Below are 18,975 nucleotides of genomic sequence, written 5' to 3'. Positions count from 1 at the left end.
CCGTCGTGACGATCGTCGTCGTCGCCGCCGTCGTCCTCTTCGCCCTGGTCGTCCTCTTCCGAGCGGTCCGCATCATCCCCCAGGCCACCGCCGGGGTCGTGGAGCGCCTCGGCAAGTACCACAAGACCCTGCTGCCGGGCCTCAATCTCGTCGTGCCGTTCATCGACCGGGTCCGCCCGCTGATCGATCTGCGCGAGCAGGTCGTCTCGTTCCCGCCCCAGCCCGTGATCACGGAGGACAACCTCGTCGTCTCGATCGACACGGTCGTCTACTTCCAGGTGACGGACGCCCGGGCGGCGACCTACGAGATCGCCAACTACCTCGGCGCGGTCGAGCAGCTGACCACCACCACGCTCCGCAACGTCGTCGGCGGCCTGAACCTCGAGGAGGCGCTGACCTCCCGCGACAACATCAACGGGCAGCTGCGCATCGTCCTCGACGAGGCCACCGGCAAGTGGGGCATCCGCGTCGGACGCGTGGAGCTCAAGGCCATCGACCCGCCCCTCTCCATCCAGGACTCGATGGAGAAGCAGATGCGCGCCGAGCGCGACCGTCGAGCCGTGATCCTCACCGCCGAGGGCACCAAGCAGTCCCAGATCCTGAACGCCGAGGGTCAGCGCCAGGCCGCGATCCTCGCGGCGGAGGGCCAGGCGAAGGCGGCGGTCCTGCGCGCCGAGGGTGAGGCCAAGGCGATCACCACCGTCTTCCACGCCATCCACGAGGGCCGCCCCGACAGCGAGCTGCTCGCCTACCAGTACCTCCAGACGCTCCCCAAGATCGCCGAGGGCAGCGCGAACAAGCTCTGGGTCATCCCGAGCGAGCTCACCGAGGCGCTGAAGGGCATCGGAGGAGCGCTCGGCCAGCGCGGCCAGTCCGCCCCGGCGGTCCGCCCGCAGGACGCGGTACCCACGTCGGCGCCTGCGGCTTCCGCGCCTGCCGCATCCGGGTCCGTCGGCTCCACGCCTGTCGTGCCCGGATCCGACACGTCCGCCCCCGCGGCGCCCGCGACGACCGACGGAACCCCGGACTCCGCGCCCACTCCCCCGCCGCCGGCCGTCTGAGCCGCGGACCCGGTCCGCGATGCGCGCCTCCGAGCCACCCCTCGTCCTGAGCGGGCCGATGCCCCGGGTGATCGCGCATCGTGGATTCGGCCCGCCGGCCGAGGGCAACACGCTCGCCGCCTTCGAGCGCGCCCTCGCCGCGGGTGCGGACCTCCTCGAGACGGACGCGCGCGCGTCCCTCGACGGGGTCGCCGTGCTCGTCCACGACGCCGAGGTGATCGACCGCTCCGGCCGCCGCCACGTCGTCGCCGCCACCCGGTGGGAGGAGCTCGCGGACCTCCGGCTGGCGGGCGGCGCCCGGCTCGCCTCTCTCGAGCAGGCCCTCGCCGCACTCCCCCGCGCGCGCTTCAATGTCGATGTGAAGTCGCGGGACGCGATCGGTCCGGTTGTCGCGGCGGTGTCCGGCGCCGCCGCCTCGGAGCGCGTCCTGATCACCTCGTTCTCCGAGATCCGTCGAGCAGCGGCCCTCCGCCGTCTTCCCGGCGCCGCGACCTCGGCGTCGGCGGTCCGCTTCGTCGTCGCCCTGGTCGCCGCCCACCTCGGCGCCGCCCTCCCCGTGCGTCTCGCTCTCCGCGGCATCGACGCGCTCCAGGTGCCCGAGAGCGCGCTCGGCCTCCGCGTCGCGGAGCCGCGGATCCTCGCCCGGCTGCGGGTGACAGGCTGCGAGATCCACCTCTGGACCATCGACGATCCGGAGCGGATGGAGCAGCTCCTCGCGCTCAGGATCGACGGGCTCGTGACCGACCGCACCGACCTCGCCCGAGCGGCCGTCGACGCCTTCCTCAGCGCCCGTCGGCCACGCCCTCAGGAGCCGCGGAATACGCCTCCGACCTGAGGGTTCTCTGGCAATGGCAGGGACGGGAAGACCACCTCCAGGTACGACGTTGACACTGGGGAAGCACAGCGAGAGGAGACCACACAATGGCAGATCGAAGCTTGCGAGGAATGCGGCTCGGATCCCAGAGCCTGCAGAGCGAAGAAGGCGTCGTCTTCTCCCCGCGATCGACGTACGAGTACCACTGCGCGAACTGCGGCCACGACACCGACATGGTGTTCTCGGCCGACGCGGAAGCACCGGAGACCTGGGAGTGCCGCTCCTGCGGTCACGAGGCCACTCTGATGGTGGACTCGAAGCCGGTCGTCGTGGACAAGGGCGAGCAGAAGGCTCCGCGCACCCACTGGGACATGCTGCTCGAGCGTCGGACCCGCGCGGAGCTGGAGGAGCTGCTCGAGGAGCGGCTCGCCTATCTGCGCGCCAGGCGCGGCGAGCACAAGATCGGCGCGTAGCGCCGGTCAGCGGTAACGGCGTCGCGGCTCGCGCGTCCTGAGGACGAACGAGACCATGCCGATGAGACCGGCGGCCAGGAAGTACCAGCCGAGGTCTCGCGCCCACACCAGAGCCGGGGTCGTGGTGGAGCTGAGGGGGACCTCGTCCACCATGGCACCCGGCTCGAACCATGTCAGGGAGTCGATCGTCGCGCCGTCCGGCCCGATGATCGCACTCGTCCCGACGGTCGAGATGTTGACCACGCTGCGCCCGGTCTCGATGGCCCGCAGGCGAGCGATCGCGAGCTGCTGGACGCTCTCGTCGGTCCGGCCGAAGTCGGCGTTGTTGGTCTGCCCGAGGATGACCTGGGCTCCCCCGTCGACCATCGCGTTCGTCAGCGCGTCGTCCGAGATGTCGAAGCAGATCGCGATGCCTGCGAGGACGCCGTTCACGTCGAAGACGTTGGGACGGGTGCCGATCGAGTAGTCGCGGCTCACCAGGTCGACCAGGTCCGGAGCGAACATCCGCCAGAACGCCCGGTCCGGCATGTACTCGGCGAACGGGACGGGATGCACCTTGTCGTAGACCTGCGTCGCCCCCTCCCCCGCCTTCCAGAGCAGCGAGCTGTTGTAGAAGACGTCGTCCGAGGGGTTCGTGATCGTGCCCACGACGAACGGCGCGTCCATCGTCCGGCTGAGGTAGTCGAGGACGGCGGCCGACTGGGCGTTCCGGGTCGGATCGATGTCGACGCCGTTCTCGGGCCACACCACCATGTCGACGTCCTGATCGAGGATCGGCAGCGTCGCCGAGGTGTGGTCCTCGAGGATCTGCCCGCGGTAGCTCTGCGAGAACAGGCCCGCATCGGAGTCGCCCTGGACGGCGGCGATCCGGGTCGTGCCCTCCGTCGGTGCCGGCCAGGCGGGGAACACCAGCGCCACGATCGCGAAGCCCGCGAGAGCGCTGACGCGAGAGAAGGCCGGGACGGACATCTCGCGGACGGCCTGCGCGAGCACGGCCGCGAGGAACGCCACCACGAAGCCGAGGCCGGCGAAGCCGATCCACGCCGCGAGACCGGCGAGCGGGCCGAGGGACTGCGAGATCGCGAGGCGGCCCCAGGCGAAGCCGCCGTAGGGCCAGACGCTGGTGATCGACTCGCGCCCGATCCAGAGCGCCGCCAGGAGGGCGGGGAGGCCGACCATCCGGCCGAGCGGTCCCGTCCAGACGCGGTGGCCGCGCGTGGAGACGACCGCCATCAGCCCCGCGGAGAGCGCGAAGAAGATCGCCTGCAGGCCGGCGAGGGCCGCCCACGGGACCGGGCCGAGGTAGAGGGTCAGCCACTCGATGTGGACGCCCCAGAAGACCGCTCCGCCGACGAGGCCGACGAGGCTTCCGCTCCAGAAGCCGCGCCCCCCCAGCGCGAACAGGATCGCCGCGGCGCCCACGATCGCCAGCGGCCAGACGTCGGAGTCGGGGAAGCCGCGGTCGAGCACGGCGCCGCCGAGGGCGGCGAGGGGCAGCGCCACCCACAGCGGAACGGTCCGCCCGTCGGGCGGAGGAGCGATCGGCGTCATGCGACCGTCGAGTACGCGACGATGCCGCGGCGGACCAGGTCGAGGGCGGTCCGGGCCGCGCGGCCGACCTTGCCCTCGGCGACGACGGAGAGCTGGTCGAGGAGGTCGATGGTCTGCTTCGCCCAGCGCACGAAGTCGCCGGCGGCCATGTCGGACTCGCGGAGCACCATGTCGAGCGGCATGCCCTTGGCCCACATGTTCATCGACAGCGCCAGGCTCGTCGAGATCGGGTTGCTGCCCGGCAGGCGGTGCTCCCGCTCGACGTCGTCGAGCCGGGCCCACAGAAGCTGGGTCCTCTCCAGCGCCTCGGGGAACGCGCCGCGGGGCAGGAACTGCTCGCCGAGCGTCCCCTCCTCGCGTCGCGGCTCGAAGACCAGGCAGCACGCCATCGCCGCGAGGCCGGCCGGATCGAGCTCCGTCCACGCCTGCTTCCGGAGGCACTCGGCGACGAGCAGGTCCCGCTCCCCGTAGATCCGGCGGAGCGTGCGACCGTTGGGCGTCAGCGAGAGCTCGCCGACCTCGTCCCGGCGGAAGTAGCCGAGCTCGAGCAGCACGTCCGTGATGTGGTCGAAGATGCGGGCGACGGCGCCGGTGCGCGAGCGGATCTGGCGCTCGATCTCGTCGGTCTCGCGGCGCAGCTTCCACCAGCGCTCGGCCCAGCGCGCGTGCTGCTCGCGGTCGGAGCAGGCGTGGCACGGGTGCGCCTTCATCCGACGCCGCAGGCTCGTGAGCTGTCCCTGGCGCTTCTCGCGCTCGGCGTGGGAGGCCGACTCGCCGCGCACCGCGCCCCGGCGCTCGAGGTCGCCGATCTCACGGCGGATCGCCGCGTACTGCTCGAAGTCGCCCAGGTGGCACTGCATCGCCGTGACGTAGCCCGCCATCGACTCCTCCTGCTGGCGGACCCGGCGGGCGAGATCGACGACGGACCGGTCGGCCTGGAACTGCGCGAACGACGACTCGAGGATCTCGCGCGTGCGCACCCGCCCGAACTGCTCGATCAGGTTCGCGGCCATGTTGTAGCTGGGGCGGAAGCTGGAGTTGAGCGGGTAGGTCCGCCGGGAGGCGAGGGACGCGACCGCCTGAGGGTCCATCCCGCCGCGCCACTGGATCACCGAGTGGCCCTCGACGTCGATGCCGCGTCGGCCCGCCCGGCCGGTGAGCTGGGTGTACTCCCCCGGTGTGATCGGGACGCGCGCCTCGCCGTTGAACTTCTCGAGCTTCTCGAGGACGACCGTGCGGGCCGGCATGTTGATGCCGAGCGCGAGCGTCTCGGTCGCGAAGACCACGCGCACGAGCCGGCGCAGGAACAGCTCCTCGACGACCTCCTTGAAGGCGGGGAGCATCCCGGCGTGGTGCGCGGCGACGCCCCGCTGGAGTCCGTCGAGCCACTCCCAGTAGCCGAGCACCGCGAGATCCTCGTCGCGGATCGTCCGGCACCGCTCCTCGACGATCGCGCGGATCTCGTCGCGCTCGTGGCGCTCGGTGAGGCGCACGCCCGACCGCAGCACCTGGCGCACGGCCTGGTCGCAGCCCGCACGGCTGAAGACGAAGAAGATCGCGGGGAGGAGGTTCTTGCCGCGGAGGATCTCGACGACCTCCGAGCGCAGCACGAGCTCCTCGGTGCGCTGCTCCGGGTAGCGGCCGCGACCGCCTCGGCCGTTGCGGCCGCCCCTGCCGCCGCGCTCGACCCGGGAGCCGCCCTGGGCCATGCGGGCGAGCTCGGGGTTCACCCGGTTCGTCGCCGCCCGACCGGAGGAGTCGAAGAGATCGACCAGCTTGCCGCCCACCAGGACGTGCTGGTCGAGCGGGACGGGCCGCTCCTCGGAGACGATGACCTCGGTCTCGCCCCGGACGGTCTGGAGCCAGTCGCCGAACTCCTCGGCGTTCGACACGGTCGCGCTGAGCGAGACCAGCCGCACGCGCTGCGGGAGGTGGATGATGACCTCCTCCCAGACGGCGCCGCGGAAGCGGTCGGCGAGGTAGTGCACCTCGTCCATCACGACGTAGGCGAGGTCGCGCAGGAGGTCCGAGTCGGCGTACAGCATGTTGCGCAGCACCTCGGTCGTCATCACGACGATGCGGGCGCGCGCGTTGACGTTCGAGTCGCCGGTCAGCAGGCCGACCTCGGAGGCTCCGTAGTCCTCGACGAACTCCTGGAACTTCTGGTTGCTCAGCGCCTTCATCGGCGTCGTGTAGAAGACCTTGGCCGTCGGGTCCTGCATGGCCAGGTGGATCGCGAACTCGGCCACCGCGGTCTTGCCGGCGCCGGTGGGCGCGGCGACGAGGACGCTGTGGCCGTCGTCGAGCGCGCTGCAGGCCTCGTACTGGAAGGGGTCGAGGTCGAACGCGAGGGTCGAGCGGAACGCCTCGACCCTCGCGTGGCCCTGGCGCGTCCGGAACGCGGCGAACCGCTCGGCGGGAGACGGTCCGGTCACGCGGGCAGGTCGGAGGGGCTGCCGTCGAAAACCAGCTGGCGCTTGGCGGCGCGCCGGTCGTGCAGGATCGCGATCCCGCAGGCGAGGAAGAACAGGAAGATGATCGGGATGGCCAGGAGGAACATCGAGATCGGGTCGGCCGCGGGGGTCGCGATCGCCGTGAAGAGCACGATCGCCATGATCGCGATGCGCCACGACTTGAGGATCAGCATGCCGGGGAGGATGCCGAGGAAGTTGAGGAGCACCAGGAAGACGGGCAGCACGAAGGCGATGCCGACGACCAGCACGAGCTTGAGAACGAACTCGTAGTAGATCTTGGCGTCGAGGAAGCTCGCCGCGTTGCTGCCGGTGAAGCTCGTCAGGAGCTCCACGATGTGCGGGAACACGAACCAGCCGGCCGCGCAGCCCGCGAAGAACAGCGGGATGGCGGTGAGGATGAAGCCGAGGCCGTACCGCATCTCCTTGCGGGTCAAGCCCGGGACGAGGAACGCCCAGATCTGGTACAGCCAGACCGGGCTTGCCAGGACGATGCCCACCGTGATGGCGATCTGCAGCCGCAGGTCGAAGGCACCGGCGATCGTCGGGAAGTTGAGGATCGCCTCCTTGCCCTGGGTGGAGGCCACCTCGGAGATCGGAGCCTTGAGGGCCTCGAAGACCCACTCCGAGACGAACCACCCCGCGACGCACGCGATGACGATCGCGATCGCCGACTTGAAGAGCCTGTTGCGAAGCTCGACGAGGTGCGCCCCGAGCGACATGCGCCCGTCGGGGTTCTTCGTCCGCTTCGTCCGTGGCTTCTTCGGTGCCACGGACGTCATTACTTGAGCGGGGACTCGGGCGGCGTGGTGGTGCCGGTGCCGGTGGTCGTGCCGGTGGATCCGGCGACGGTGCCGGTGGTCCCCTCGGTCGACTCACGGCGCTCGGTGCCGTCCTCGTCCTTCATGGTCTTGACCTCGCTCTTGAAGATCCGCATCGACTGCCCGACACTGCGGGCCAGCTGCGGGAGCTTGGGCGCACCGAACAGGAGGAGGATCACGGCGAGGATGATGAGGAGGTGCCACCCCTGGAGGCCAGCGAACATTGCAGACTCACTTCACTTGTCGGTTGCGGTGTACGAGGAGCTTACCCTGTTCGACCCGTTCTGACCGGCGGAGATCGATCCTGTCGCGACGTGCGTCACGCCGGCCCTCGTGCGCACGCCTCACGTCGTCGCGATCGGCGAACAGCGACGAGGACGGCCGGGGCGGCAGGTCGTCCGTCATTCCAGGACTCAGTGTCTCGAGTTTCGCGGTGACCTCGGACAGCTGTCCGAGGAGCACCTTCCCCTTGCGCCAGTAGGAGAGGGCGAAGAGGACCAGCATCGCCAGAGCGCCCAGCGCGAGGCCGAGCCAGATCAGGATCCACGACCACCAGGTCACGACGGCTCCCCCTCGTTCGCGGCGAGCGCGGAGGCCGCCCAGAGCGCGACCGCGGTGCGCGCCTCGGGGGGTGCCACCACGGTGACGAGACCCGCCAACGACGCCACCAGGCGCGTCAATCCCTCCAGATGGGCGACGCGGAGACGGACGAGGACACCGTGGTCCTCCTCCCCCGGCACGGGATCGGGGAACTCGGCGTCGGCCGCGTAGTCGCCCAGCAGCACGACGGCGCTGGGGGCGACGCGCAGGTCCACGACGAGATCGGAGGCGGAGGCCTCGAAGAGCCGTTCCGAGAGGGTCACCTCGTTGCGGCGCCGGACGATCGGCGTCCCCGTGTCGCGGAGGGAGCGCATCCTGTCGACCCGGAACGTCCTGACGCCCTCGCGGAGGTGGTCCCATCCGCGCAGGTACCAGTCCCGATCGACCGATTCGAGCACGAAGGGGTCGACGAGCCGGGACTCGGTCTCGCCGCGGGCGCTGCGGTAGTCGAAAGCGACCTGCGTCGCCGAGCCCATCGCTGTCCGCAGGAGCGCCACAGCGCTGTCCGCGCCCGTGCCGCGCGAGACCGCGACCGCGCTCGGGGCCGAGGAGGCGCCGCGTGCGAGCTTCCCCATCAGCGAGGCGATCCGGTCGTTGCCCTGGTTCTCGGGCAGCGCTGCGAGGTACTGCATGCCGGCGATGAGGGCGGCGGCCTCCCGCGCCGAGAACCTCGGCGAGTCGTCGATCGCGACCTGGTGGGTGAGGACGACGTGGTCGTTCTCCTCGAAGTCGTCCCAGCCGATGTCGAAGAGGTCGTTCGCCTGGTACTGCGCGGTCTCGCCGGGGATGCCCGAGACGGCGATGAGGCGCACCGCGCGGCGCACCTCCTCCTCCGGGATCTCGAAGTGCGCGGCGACCTCGGCGACGGAGACGCGGCCCCGGTCGAGCAGGTAGGGAACGAGGGAGAGGAGGACGGCCAGGCGGTCGCGCGCCTGCAGGGAGCGGGGTCTAGCCACGGGGATCCCCTCCATGGTCGTCCAGGGTGCGGCGGAGGCGGTCGAGGACGCGGCGGCGGAGCTCCTCCGGCTCGAGCACCCGCACCTCGGGACCGTGACCGGCGAGCTCGTCCGCGAGCACGTCCGGGTCGGTGTAGTGCAGGCGCAGCAGGCCCTGGCCCTCGCCCTCGGCCTCGGCACGCCCGCCGAGACGGAGGGCGGCGTCGGAGTCGGGGGCGACGCGCAGGAGCGCGCTGTTGCGCTGCAGGATCTCGTCGAGCTGGGCGAGAGCGGTCGCCGCGTGGTCCCCCTCCACGAGAGGCGCGGTGCGGCCGGTGGACGCGACCGGCCCGACGATCCGCGACAGGAGGAAGGTCCGCGTGCCCTCGGCGCCCTCGTCCCAGCCGTGGAGGTGCCAGCGCCCCTGGTGGTTCACCAGGGCGCGGGGCTGCACGGTGCGCACGCGCGGCTCCTCGCCGCCGGGCTTCAGATAGGGGAAGCGGACGACCTGGCCGCGGTCGAGCGCAGCGTTGAGCGGCTCGAACGAGGCCTCGCGGACCCGGATCGAGGGGCTGATGCCGATGACGGGGTCGACGGACTCGACCCCGATCGAGCGCAGCTTGATCAGCGCGCGCCGCGACTCCGCCGAGAGCGTCCCCTCGCGCCAGACCGCCCCGGCCAGGCGGAGCAGCGCGAGCTCCTCCGGGTCGAAGGTCAGGTCGGCCGGGAGGTCGTAGCTGCGCTTCGCGATGCGGTACCGGACGGTCTGGGTGTTGCCCGGGTCGCCCGGGGCGTCGACCGTCTCGATCGGGATGCCCAGCTCGCGCAGGTCGTCCTTGTCGCGCTCGAACTGGCGCTCGAGCGAGGTCCGGTCGCCCCGGCCCACCCGCTGCCGGTAGCCCTGCACCGTGGAGAGGACGTCGGCCTTCGTCAGTCCGTTCTCGGCCGCGACGAGCGCGAGCACGAGGTTGAACAGACGCTCCTCGGCCGGGACGCGGCTCGAGGACGGGGCGTCGGAAGGCACGCCCTCCAGTCTAGGGCCGGGCCCGGTCAGACCTTTCCGAGGATGTCGGCGACGAAGATCAGCGTCGCGCCGCCGGGGATCCCGCCCTGAGGGGAGCCCTGGTCGCCGTAGCCCTGGTCCGGCGGGATGACCGCGATGACCTGGGATCCGACGGGCTGGCCGATGAGGGCGTCGGCGAATCCGGCGATGACTCCGCCCTGGGTGGTCGAGCCGTCGGCGGCAGTGAACACGGCGGGAGCGCCCTTCTCCCAGCTGGAGTCGAACACCTTCCCGTCGCTCCACTGCCAGCCGGTGTAGGCCACGACGACCTGGTCGCCCTCGGCGACGACGTCGCCGTCGCCCTTCTTGAGCTGGGCGATGCGGAGGTCGGACGGTGCGTCGCCCGAGGGCTTCGCGAGCCCCGGGCGTCCGTCGTCGCCGAGCGTCACCGTCGGGAAGCCGTCGGGCGCGGGCTGGGCGGCGCCGTTCGCGCGGGCCAGCGAGGCCTCGCGGACGTCCGCGACGAGCACGAGCGTGTCGTCCTCCGAGATGCCGAGCTGCGACGAGGACTGGCCGAAGCCGTCCTCGGGGGCGATCGCGATGGCGACGCGCGAGCCGACCTGCGTGCAGAGGAGGCCCTCGTTCAGGCCGACGAGCCCGGCTCCGCCGACGCCGAAGCGGGCGGTGCTCGACCCGTCGTAAGGCGAGGTCTCGAGGACCGTGCCGTCCGCGCCGTTGACCAGGGTGTAGTCGATGGTGACGAGCTGGCCCTTCTCGAGCGGTGCGCCCGAGCCCTCGATGAGGGTGCTGACCTGCGTGCCATCCGCCTTCAGCGGAGTCGGGACGCTGACGTCCGGCTTCGCTCCGAAGTCGCCCGTGGCGCTGACCGCCGCCGAGGAGTCGCCGGAGGAGAACGGAGCGTCGCAGTCCGCCTGCGAGGAGGACGCGGTGCATCCGGTGAGAGCGGCGACGATGCCGATGCCGGCGATGAGCGCGGTGGTCCTGCGCACGGGTCCTCGATTCGAGAGAAGGGGAGCGGTGACGCCCGGGGTGGAGACGGCCCGGAGGCCGGGAACAGCTTAGAGGATGCCCTCGTCGTCGGGCTCCGCGGTCTCCTCGCCGAACCCGCGGGCCCGGGAGAGCTCGGCGCTGGTGGCGGACTCGCGGACCCGCTTGCGCAGGCTCTTGGGGCTCACGGCGCGCTCGCCGAGCGCGCCGGGGGTCCAGGCCTCCACGTCCTCGTCGCTGAAGTCCGTCTTCGACGGGCGACGCTTGAGCTCGGGGAGCACGGTGTCCGGAGCGAGCCGGCGAGCGGTGATGAGGAAGCCGGTGTGGCCGATCATCCGGTGGTCCGGCCGGACCGCGAGGCCCTCGACGTGCCAGCCGCGGACCATGGTCTCGTTCGACGACGGGTTCGTGAACAGGCCCGAGGCGCGGATCGCCTCCGCCGTCCGCGAGAGCTGCGTGACGGTGGCCACGTAGCAGAGGAGCACTCCCCCGGGCGTGAGAGCCTCGGCGGCGACGTCGAGGCACTCCCAGGGCGCGAGCATGTCGAGCACGACGCGGTCGGCCTCGCCGGACGGGACCGTGCCGGGCAGCGCCTCGACGAGGTCGCCGACGGTGACGCTCCAGTTGTCGGGCGTGTAGCCGAGGAAGGTCTCGATGTTCGCCCGTGCGACATCCGCGAACTCCTCGCGCCGCTCGAACGACGACAGCCGGCCGGTCGGACCCACCGCCCGCAGCAGCCAGAGCGAGAGCGCGCCGGAGCCGACACCGGCCTCGACCACGCGGGCGCCGGGGAAGACGTCGGCGAGGGCGAGGATCTGGGCCGCGTCCTTCGGGTACACGATCGCCGCGCCGCGGGGCATCGACATCACGAAGTCGGCGAGGAGAGGGCGCAGCGCGAGGTGCTCGACGCCGACGGTGTTGGTCACCACCGAGCCGTCGGGCAGCCCGATCACCGTGTCGTGCTCGATGCCGCCCCGGTGCGTGTGGAACACCTTGCCGGGAACGAGCGTGATGGTGTTCATCCGCCCCTTGGGTCCCGTCAGCTGGACGCGGTCCCCCGCGCGGAAGGGTCCGGAATGCTGCAGTGCCTCACCGGTCATCGGCGGGCCTCCGTCTCGGTCGTGGCCGGGCCGGAGCCGCGGTGCTCGGAGGACACCGTCGCGAGGTCCGCGACGGTGCGGCCCGCGAGAGTGGGCCAGAGGGCGTAGGGGGCGGCGGGATCCAGCTCCAGCTGGTGCGGGACGCCGATCGCCGCGGCTCCGGAGGCGACGGCCGCGCCGAGGCCCGTGAGGGAGTCCTCGATCGCGACGCATGCGGTGATGTCGACACCGAGGGTGCTCGCGGCGAGGAGGTACGCCTCGGGGTGGGGCTTGCTGCGCTCGACCATGTCGCCGCTGACGACGGCGGCGAAGGCGGGGAACGGGATCCGGTCCACGACGGCCGCGGCCATCCGCGAGATCGACATCGTGACCAGCGCCTGCGGCACACCCGCCTCGGACACCGCGTGCAGCAGCTCGAGCGCGCCCGGTCGCCACGGGATGCTCACGGCCAGCTGGTCGACGACCTCGTCGGTCATCCGGTCGATGATCGCGTCGACGGAGAGGTCGACGCCCTTGCCCTGCAGGATGCGGGCGGCGGCGGGCAGGCCCGAGCCGACGAGTCCCATCGCGTCCTCGTGGGTCCACACTCCGCCGAAGGAGGAGACGAGCGCGTGCTCCGACGCCATCCAGTACGGCTCGGTGTCGACGAGCGTCCCGTCCATGTCCCAGAGGACGGCGGCGGGGGCGGACGCTCCTCCGAGCGGCTCGGAGGACAGCGGCCGGGCGGAGGTCTCGGGAGTCACGAGCGACCATGGTACCGGCAGGGCCGCGCCCCTCCCCGGCCGCGGGCCGAGAGCGAACAGCGCGGCCGATCCCGCCGGACGGGACGGGCGCGGCCGGGGGCGGTCCTATCCTGGACGGAGGGACAGGCGCGGTGTGCGCTCCCCGCACATCGAGCCGAACGCGGAGATCCTGCCTATGAACGTGATCACGGGGAACGTCCTGGTCGTGGCCTTCGAGGGCTGGAACGACGCCGGGGACGCCGCCAGCGGCGCGCTGCGGCTGGTCAAGGACGCCGGGGAGTACGTGCCCCTCTTCGCCGTCGACGCCGAGCAGTACTACGACTTCCAGTACACCCGCCCCATGCTCTCGATCGGCGAGGACGGCCGCCGCAGCCTCGCCTGGCCCGGCACCCAGATCTTCGGCCCGGCCGACACCTCGGTCGACGCCGAGAGCGCGCTGTACCTCATGATCGGCACCGAGCCCTCGCGCAGTTGGAAGAGCTTCGCCGCCGAGGTCGTCGACGCCATGCTCGCGATCGACATCTCCGCCGTCGTCTTCCTCGGCGCGATGCTCGCCGACGTCCCGCACACCCGGCCGATCTCGATCTTCGCCTCGAGCGAGAACGCGGAGCTGCGGAGCTCGTTCGAGCTCGAGCGCTCCAGCTACGAGGGGCCGGTCGGCATCCTCAGCGTGATCGGCGAGGCCGCGCAGAAGGTCGGCATCCCCGCCGTCTCGGTCTGGGCCTCCGTCCCGCACTACGTGCACAACGCGCCCTCGCCCAAGGCGATGCTGGCGCTGCTCGAGAAGCTCGAGGAGGTCGTCGGCCTGGCGATCCCCCGCGGCGACCTCGTCGAGGAGGCGGAGGAGTGGGAGCGCGGCATCGACGCCCTCGCCGCCGAGGACGAGGAGATGGCGTCCTACATCGCCCAGCTCGAGCAGGCGCGCGACACCGTCGACTCGCCCGAGGCGAGCGGCGAGGCGATCGCCCAGGAGTTCGAGCGCTACCTGCGCCGCCGCGGCGACGGCCGCTCCGGCGAGGAGCCCTGGCGGCCGTAGCCTCCGCCGGCGCCCGCTCGTCCGAGACGGTCGTCGATCACGGGACCGCTGCCGGCCGATGCCCCTCCCGGCCGCCCTGACGGGACTCGAGCCATTCGGGACTCGAGCCTGACGGGGTTCAGGCCGGGCGCACCCCGAGCAGGGCGTCGACCGCGTCGCGCAGGAGCGACGGGTCGTCCACGCCCTCGGTCAGTGCGGCGTCGACGACGGCGAGGGCGGCCGGAGTGCCGAGGTCGTCGGCCAGCGCCTCGCGCAGCTGCGCCAGCACCTCGAGCGCCGAGCGCGGTCCGACGGCGGCGAGGGCCGCCTCCCAGCGCGCCAGGCGCGCCTCGGCCGACGGCAGGTCCTCGGGCAGCCACTCCCAGTCGGAGCGGTAGTGGTGCGCGAGGAGCGCGAGGCGGATCGCCCGCGGGTCCGCGCCCTCGCTCCGCAGACGGGAGACCAGCACCAGGTTCCCGAGCGACTTGCTCATCTTCTCGCCCTGGTAGGCGACCATCCCGGCGTGCGCGTAGGCGCGGGCCAGAGGACGGCCGGACAGCGACGCGGCGTGGCCGGCGCTGAACTCGTGGTGCGGGAAGACCAGGTCGCTCCCGCCGCCCTGCAGGGTGAACTCGGGTCCGAGCCGGTCGAGGGCGATCACCGAGCACTCGATGTGCCAGCCCGGACGGCCGCGGCCGACCTCGGCGTCCCAGGCGGGCTCGCCGGCGCGCTCGGCCCGCCAGAGCAGCGGATCGAGGGGGTCGCGCTTGCCGGCGCGCTCCGGGTCGCCCCCGCGCAGCGCCGAGAAGCGGGCCATCGACTCCGCGTCGAGCCGGCTCTCGCTGCCCAGGTGCCAGACGGCGCTCTCGGCCGCGGCGATGTCGTAGTAGAGGTCGCTCGCGCCCTCCTCCGCCGCGTCCGGAGCAGCGACGCGGTAGGCGACGCCGTCGCGCTCCAGGCGGGCGACCGCCTCCGCGATGGGATCCACGGTCTCGGTGACTCCGACGTAGTGCTGCGGAGGCAGGACGCGCAGGGCGGCCATGTCGCCGCGGAACAGCTCGACCTGCTCCTCGGCGAGGTCGCGCCAGTCGACACCGGTGGCCGTCGCACGCTCGAGCAGCGGGTCATCGACGTCGGTCACGTTCTGGGCGTACTCGACCGTGTAGCCCGCGTCGAGCCAGACGCGCTGGACCGTGTCGAAGGCGAGGTAGGTCGACGCGTGCCCGAGGTGGGTGGCGTCGTAGGGCGTGATGCCGCAGACGTAGAGGCTCGCGACTCCGCTGGGCGCGTCGAGCTCGACGGGGCCGGCGGTCGCGGTGTCGTGCAGGCGCGGTGCGCTCCCCCGGCCGGGCAGGGCGGGGACGTCGGCGGCGGTCCAGGCGCGCATCTAGGCGGCGATCAGGCCGGTGGCGAGCGCGACCATGAGGACGACGCCGAGGACGATGCGGTACACGACGAACGGGAGGAAGCTGCGGCGGGAGATGTAGCTCATGAAGAACGCGATCACGACGAAGCCGACCACGAACGCGACGATGGTCGCCACGAGAGTCTCGAGCCCGCCGACCTGGACCTGGTTCGGGAGCACGACCGGGTCGCTGATGCTCTTGTACAGCTGGTAGAGACCGCTGCCGAACACCGCGGGGATCGCGAGGAGGAAGGAGTAGCGCGCCGCCGCCTTGCGCTCGTAGCCGAGGAAGAGGCCCGCGGTGATGGTGCCTCCCGAGCGCGAGACGCCGGGGATCAGGGCGAGTGCCTGCGCGCCTCCGAAGATCAGGCCGTCGCGGACGCCCAGGTCGCGCAGGCGGCGCTTCTTCGCGCCGACCGCGTCGGCGATGCCGAGCAGGATGCCGAAGAGGATGAGGGTGGTGGCCACCACCCACAGAGAGCGGAGGGTCGTCTCGATCGCGTCCTGGAAGACGAGGCCGAGGACGATGATCGGAAGGCTGCCCAGGATGATGAGCCAGCCCATGCGGGCGTCCGGGTCCGAGCGCGGGATCCGGCCGACGAGGGAGCGCGCCCAGTGCGACACGATCCGCACGATGTCGCGCCAGAAGTAGATGATGACGGCGGTCTCGGTGCCCAGCTGCGTGATCGCGGTGAAAGCGGCTCCGGTGTCGCGGCCGCCGAGACCGGGCAGCAGCTCGCTGACGATCCGGAGGTGGGCGCTGGAGGAGATGGGGAGGAATTCGGTCAGACCCTGGACGAGTCCCAGGATCAGCGCGTCGAGCAGGCCCATGCGTCACTTTCGAGGAGGGCTGGGGCGTCGTCGGCCAGCAGTCGGTCGGGATCGGTCGGTGCTGACCCGGTCCGCGGCGCCGTCAGGAGCTCAGCAGGAGATCGGTCAGGACCTTCCTGCCAAACACTAGTGCGTCCAGTGGAACGCGCTCGTCGACCCCGTGGAACAGCGCCGGGAAGTCCAGGGACGACGGCAGCTGGAGCGGCGCGAACCCGTATCCGGTGATGCCGAGCGTCGAGAGCGCCTTGTTGTCGGTGCCTCCGGAGAGCAGGTACGGGAGGACCTCGGCGCCCGGATCGAAGCGGCGGATCGAGGCGGCCATGCTCTCGACGAGGGGGCCGGCGAAGGGCACCTCGAGTCCGATGTCGCGGTGCTGGACGAGGATCTCGACGTGCTCGCCCGCGAGGACCTTCAGGCGCTCGAGCACCGCGTCCTCCTCGCCGGGGAGGACGCGCACGTCGATGGTGGCGTCCGCGGTGTCCGGGATGACGTTGGCCTTGTAGCCGGCCGACAGCATCGACGGATTGGCGGTGGTGCGCAGCGTCGCGGCGATGAAGCGCGAGGCGGTGCCGGTGGCGAGTGCCAGCTCCTCCGGAGTGCTGCGCTGAGGGTCGTGGCCGAGCAGGCGGGCGACCTCGTCGAGCAGCTCGCGCGTGGTGTCGGTGAGGCGGGTGGGCCACTCCTCGCTTCCGATGCGGGCGATCGCCTGCGCCAGCCGGGTGACGGCGTTCTCGGAGTTGATCTGCGAGCCGTGCCCCGCCGTGCCGTGCGCGCGGAGGGTCAGCCACATCAGCGCCTTCTCGCCCGTCTGCACGAGATAGGCCCGCTTGCCGGCCAGCTCGATCGAGTAGCCGCCGACCTCGCTGATCGCCTCGGTCGCTCCGGCGAACAGCTCGGGCCGCTCACGGGCCAGGAATCCCGATCCCCGCACACCGCCCGCCTCCTCGTCGGCGAAGAAGGCGATGACGAGGTCGCGGGAGGGGCGCCTCCCCTCACGGAGGATGTCGCCGAGCGAGGCGAGGATCATCGCGTCCATGTTCTTCATGTCGACCGCGCCGCGGCCCCAGAGCATGCCGTCCTTGATCTCGCCGCCGAACGGGTCGACGCTCCAGTTGTCGGCGATGGCGGGCACCACGTCGAGGTGCCCGTGGACGACGAGGGCGCCGCGCTCGCGGTCCTCCCCGGCGACCCGCGCCACGACGCTCGTGCGTCCCGGGTCGGAGTCGATCAGCTCGGGCTCGAGGCCGAGGTCGCGCAGCTTCGCCGCGACGTACTCCGCGGCCGGGCGCTCCGGCTCCGCCTTCCCGTCGCCGTAGTTGCTGGTGTCGAAGCGGATGAGATCGCGCGCGATGAGCGCCGTCTCGTCGAGGGTGCTGTCGGTCACGGGCGCGCTGTCGATGCTGTCGGACATGCGGGCAACGGTACCGGCGCGGGCTCGACGGCGCGCGGAGGCCGGTGGGCCGGGAGGTGGCGTGAGAGGCCCCGGAACCGTGCTAATGTCTTCTTCGGCCGCGGAAACGCAGGTCGAAGGAAACACTCGTCCGGGTGGCGGAAATGGCAGACGCGCTAGCTTGAGGTGCTAGTGCCCGTATAGGGCGTGGGGGTTCAAGTCCCCCCTCGGACACACTGATCGGAACCCCTCGTCTCTCCTCGGAGAGGCGGGGGGTTCCGTCGTTTCCGGCACCTCCCTCCTCGTGTCGGTGGGAGGGATGCGGCGGGCGGAGAGAGCAGACGCCCCGCTCTTTCCCGAAGAGGCGGGGCGTCTCCTGCAGTAAACGGGCGCTCCTGCAGTAAAGGGGCGCTCCTGCACCGCACGGGCGCTCCTGCACCGCAGGGCCCTCCTGCACAGACCGTGCCTCGGCGTCAGACGCCTGCTGTCGCCGGCGACCAGCCGAGAGCCGGAGCGATCGATTCCACGACAGTGCGCAGGAGCCGCGCGTTGTACTCGACCCCGAGCTGGTTGGGAAGGGTGAGCAGCAGCGTGTCCGCCTCCTGCACGGCGGCGTCCGCAGCGAGCTCGGCGGCGACGGCGTCCGGCTCGCCCGTGTAGCTGCGGCCGAATCGGGCGCGGACGCCCTCGAGGGTGGCGACCTGGTCCTGCTCGCCGCGGCCGCCGAAGTACAGCCGGTCGAGATCGGTCGTGATCGGAAGGACGCTGCGCGACACGGAGACGCGCGGGGTGCGCTCCCAGCCCGCCTCGCTCCACGCGGCGCGGTACTCGCGGATCTGGCGGGCCTGCAGCTCGTCGAAGGGCACGCCCTCCTCCTCCAGGAGCAGGGTCGACGACTGCAGGTTCATGCCCTGCTCGGCTGCCCAGCGCGCGGTCGCGAAGCTGCCGGCACCCCACCAGATCCGGTCCTCGAGGCCGGGCGAGCGCGGCTCGATCGAGAGCGGGAGCGACTGGCGCGTCATCGCCGGATCCGACTGCGCGACCGGCGCTCCGGCGAGCGCCTCCCGGAGGATGCGCACCTTCTGCCGGGCGAGGTCGGCGTCGGTCATCCCCTCCGGGGGGACGAAGCCGAACGCCTCGGACCCGCGCAGGGCGGTCTCGGGCGATCCCCGGCTGACCCCGAGCTCGAGCCGGCCGTCGGAGATCAGGTCGGTGGCGGCCGCCTCCTCCGCCATGTAGAGCGGGTTCTCGTAGCGCATGTCGATGACCCCGGTGCCGATCTCGATGCGGCGGGTGCGCGCGGCGATCGCCGCCAGCAGCGGGAACGGCGAGGCGAGCTGCGGCGCGAAGTGGTGCACGCGGACGTAGGCGCCGTCGATGCCGATCTCCTCCGCCGCCTCCGCGAGCTCGATCGTCTGGAGGAGGACGTCGCGAGCCGAGCGGGTCTGAGACCCGGGGACGGACTGGTAGTGGCCGAAGGAGAGGAAGCCGATGCGCGAGACCATGCCTGCCTCAGCGCTCGGGGGTCCCCCGCTATTCCCGGAGGGTGTGCACGGCGGACGCCGAACCGCGACAGCGCTCCCGAGGAGTCCTCAATACACGTATGGTGGTCGCGTGCCCGCTGATCGGGGCGGAGAGGGGTCGTCGTGGAGCCGATGGTCGGTCGCCTCGGGGCGACTCTCGGGGTCGCCATGCAGACGATCAGCGGGTCGCAGGTGCAGGCATGCGCTCTCCGTCCGCAGCGGAACCGGTCG

Annotated in this window: 18 protein-coding genes and 1 tRNA gene; 5 read left to right on the top strand and 14 right to left on the bottom strand. The window is 71.8% G+C overall.

Annotated features, from left to right (window positions below):
- Nucleotides 1-5: 5 nt before the first annotated feature.
- From C5D09_RS04045 to C5D09_RS04035, 3 genes are all read left to right on the top strand, one after another.
- On the top strand, nucleotides 6-1,061 hold the full coding sequence (locus C5D09_RS04045) for an SPFH domain-containing protein (RefSeq protein ID WP_374953801.1): 1,056 nt from the start codon (nucleotides 6-8) through the stop codon (nucleotides 1,059-1,061).
- 58 nt (nucleotides 1,062-1,119) lie between these two features.
- Nucleotides 1,120-1,896: a glycerophosphodiester phosphodiesterase family protein gene (locus C5D09_RS04040; protein ID WP_258066906.1), complete on the top strand. Its 777-nt coding sequence runs from the start codon at nucleotides 1,120-1,122 to the stop codon at nucleotides 1,894-1,896.
- 86 nt (nucleotides 1,897-1,982) lie between these two features.
- Nucleotides 1,983-2,348: an RNA polymerase-binding protein RbpA gene (locus C5D09_RS04035; RefSeq protein WP_068207052.1), complete on the top strand. Its 366-nt coding sequence runs from the start codon at nucleotides 1,983-1,985 to the stop codon at nucleotides 2,346-2,348.
- 6 nt (nucleotides 2,349-2,354) lie between these two features.
- Here the strand turns inward: C5D09_RS04035 and lnt are convergent, their stop codons facing one another.
- The 10 genes from lnt to C5D09_RS03985 all read right to left on the bottom strand — a co-directional run bounded on the left by lnt (nucleotide 2,355) and on the right by C5D09_RS03985 (nucleotide 12,580).
- The gene (lnt, locus tag C5D09_RS04030; RefSeq protein ID WP_104268654.1) at nucleotides 2,355-3,899 is read right to left on the bottom strand and encodes an apolipoprotein N-acyltransferase; all 1,545 of its coding nucleotides are present in this window, start codon (nucleotides 3,897-3,899) and stop codon (nucleotides 2,355-2,357) included.
- The gene (locus C5D09_RS04025; RefSeq protein ID WP_104222026.1) at nucleotides 3,896-6,334 is read right to left on the bottom strand and encodes an RNA helicase; all 2,439 of its coding nucleotides are present in this window, start codon (nucleotides 6,332-6,334) and stop codon (nucleotides 3,896-3,898) included. Before C5D09_RS04025 ends, lnt begins: the two co-directional genes overlap by 4 nt.
- On the bottom strand, nucleotides 6,331-7,152 hold the full coding sequence (gene tatC / locus C5D09_RS04020) for a twin-arginine translocase subunit TatC (protein ID WP_374952911.1): 822 nt from the start codon (nucleotides 7,150-7,152) through the stop codon (nucleotides 6,331-6,333). The genes C5D09_RS04025 and tatC overlap by 4 nt, the downstream gene beginning before the upstream one ends.
- Complete coding sequence (tatA, locus tag C5D09_RS04015; protein ID WP_104222022.1) at nucleotides 7,152-7,415, bottom strand: Sec-independent protein translocase subunit TatA; 264 nt, start codon at nucleotides 7,413-7,415, stop codon at nucleotides 7,152-7,154. Before tatA ends, tatC begins: the two co-directional genes overlap by 1 nt.
- 7 nt (nucleotides 7,416-7,422) lie before the next feature.
- Nucleotides 7,423-7,752 (bottom strand): hypothetical protein, encoded by a 330-nt coding sequence (locus C5D09_RS04010; protein WP_104222020.1) that lies wholly within the window; start codon nucleotides 7,750-7,752, stop codon nucleotides 7,423-7,425.
- Nucleotides 7,749-8,747, bottom strand: a complete 999-nt coding sequence (locus tag C5D09_RS04005; protein WP_258059235.1) for a YafY family protein — start codon at nucleotides 8,745-8,747, stop codon at nucleotides 7,749-7,751. Before C5D09_RS04005 ends, C5D09_RS04010 begins: the two co-directional genes overlap by 4 nt.
- A complete protein-coding gene (locus C5D09_RS04000; protein WP_104222016.1) occupies nucleotides 8,740-9,750 on the bottom strand; it encodes a YafY family protein in 1,011 nt (336 codons plus the stop codon). The genes C5D09_RS04005 and C5D09_RS04000 overlap by 8 nt, the downstream gene beginning before the upstream one ends.
- A gap of 26 nt (nucleotides 9,751-9,776) precedes the next feature.
- Nucleotides 9,777-10,739, bottom strand: a complete 963-nt coding sequence (locus tag C5D09_RS03995; protein ID WP_104237455.1) for an FKBP-type peptidyl-prolyl cis-trans isomerase — start codon at nucleotides 10,737-10,739, stop codon at nucleotides 9,777-9,779.
- A gap of 69 nt (nucleotides 10,740-10,808) precedes the next feature.
- A complete protein-coding gene (locus tag C5D09_RS03990; protein WP_104222012.1) occupies nucleotides 10,809-11,837 on the bottom strand; it encodes a tRNA (adenine-N1)-methyltransferase in 1,029 nt (342 codons plus the stop codon).
- Nucleotides 11,834-12,580: an HAD family phosphatase gene (locus C5D09_RS03985; protein WP_258066905.1), complete on the bottom strand. Its 747-nt coding sequence runs from the start codon at nucleotides 12,578-12,580 to the stop codon at nucleotides 11,834-11,836. The genes C5D09_RS03990 and C5D09_RS03985 overlap by 4 nt, the downstream gene beginning before the upstream one ends.
- Nucleotides 12,581-12,755: 175 nt before the next feature.
- Between C5D09_RS03985 and C5D09_RS03980 the strand changes: the two genes are divergently transcribed.
- The gene (locus C5D09_RS03980) at nucleotides 12,756-13,616 is read left to right on the top strand and encodes a proteasome assembly chaperone family protein (protein WP_104268685.1); all 861 of its coding nucleotides are present in this window, start codon (nucleotides 12,756-12,758) and stop codon (nucleotides 13,614-13,616) included.
- Nucleotides 13,617-13,734: 118 nt separating this feature from the next.
- On the opposite strand, the gene mshC is transcribed toward C5D09_RS03980, so the two are convergent.
- The 3 genes from mshC to C5D09_RS03965 all read right to left on the bottom strand — a co-directional run bounded on the left by mshC (nucleotide 13,735) and on the right by C5D09_RS03965 (nucleotide 17,242).
- Nucleotides 13,735-14,982 carry a cysteine--1-D-myo-inosityl 2-amino-2-deoxy-alpha-D-glucopyranoside ligase gene (gene mshC, locus C5D09_RS03975; protein WP_104225264.1) on the bottom strand — a complete coding sequence of 416 codons (1,248 nt, stop codon included), beginning with the start codon at nucleotides 14,980-14,982 and terminating at the stop codon, nucleotides 13,735-13,737.
- Complete coding sequence (locus C5D09_RS03970) at nucleotides 14,983-15,831, bottom strand: undecaprenyl-diphosphate phosphatase (protein ID WP_104222008.1); 849 nt, start codon at nucleotides 15,829-15,831, stop codon at nucleotides 14,983-14,985.
- A gap of 82 nt (nucleotides 15,832-15,913) precedes the next feature.
- Nucleotides 15,914-17,242 (bottom strand): M20/M25/M40 family metallo-hydrolase, encoded by a 1,329-nt coding sequence (locus C5D09_RS03965; RefSeq protein WP_181068004.1) that lies wholly within the window; start codon nucleotides 17,240-17,242, stop codon nucleotides 15,914-15,916.
- Between the two features lie 128 nt (nucleotides 17,243-17,370).
- Between C5D09_RS03965 and C5D09_RS03960 the strand changes: the two genes are divergently transcribed.
- Nucleotides 17,371-17,455: transfer RNA gene (locus tag C5D09_RS03960), tRNA-Leu, on the top strand.
- A gap of 239 nt (nucleotides 17,456-17,694) precedes the next feature.
- On the opposite strand, the gene C5D09_RS03955 is transcribed toward C5D09_RS03960, so the two are convergent.
- Nucleotides 17,695-18,726: an LLM class flavin-dependent oxidoreductase gene (locus C5D09_RS03955; RefSeq protein WP_104268653.1), complete on the bottom strand. Its 1,032-nt coding sequence runs from the start codon at nucleotides 18,724-18,726 to the stop codon at nucleotides 17,695-17,697.
- Nucleotides 18,727-18,975 lie beyond the last annotated feature (249 nt).

Source organism: Rathayibacter sp. AY1C9 (genome assembly GCF_002932315.1).
In the GTDB taxonomy this organism is placed as follows: Bacteria; Actinomycetota; Actinomycetes; order Actinomycetales; family Microbacteriaceae; genus Rathayibacter.
Note: the sequence above shows the minus strand (reverse complement) of the source record. Positions and strands in the feature narration are given on the sequence as shown.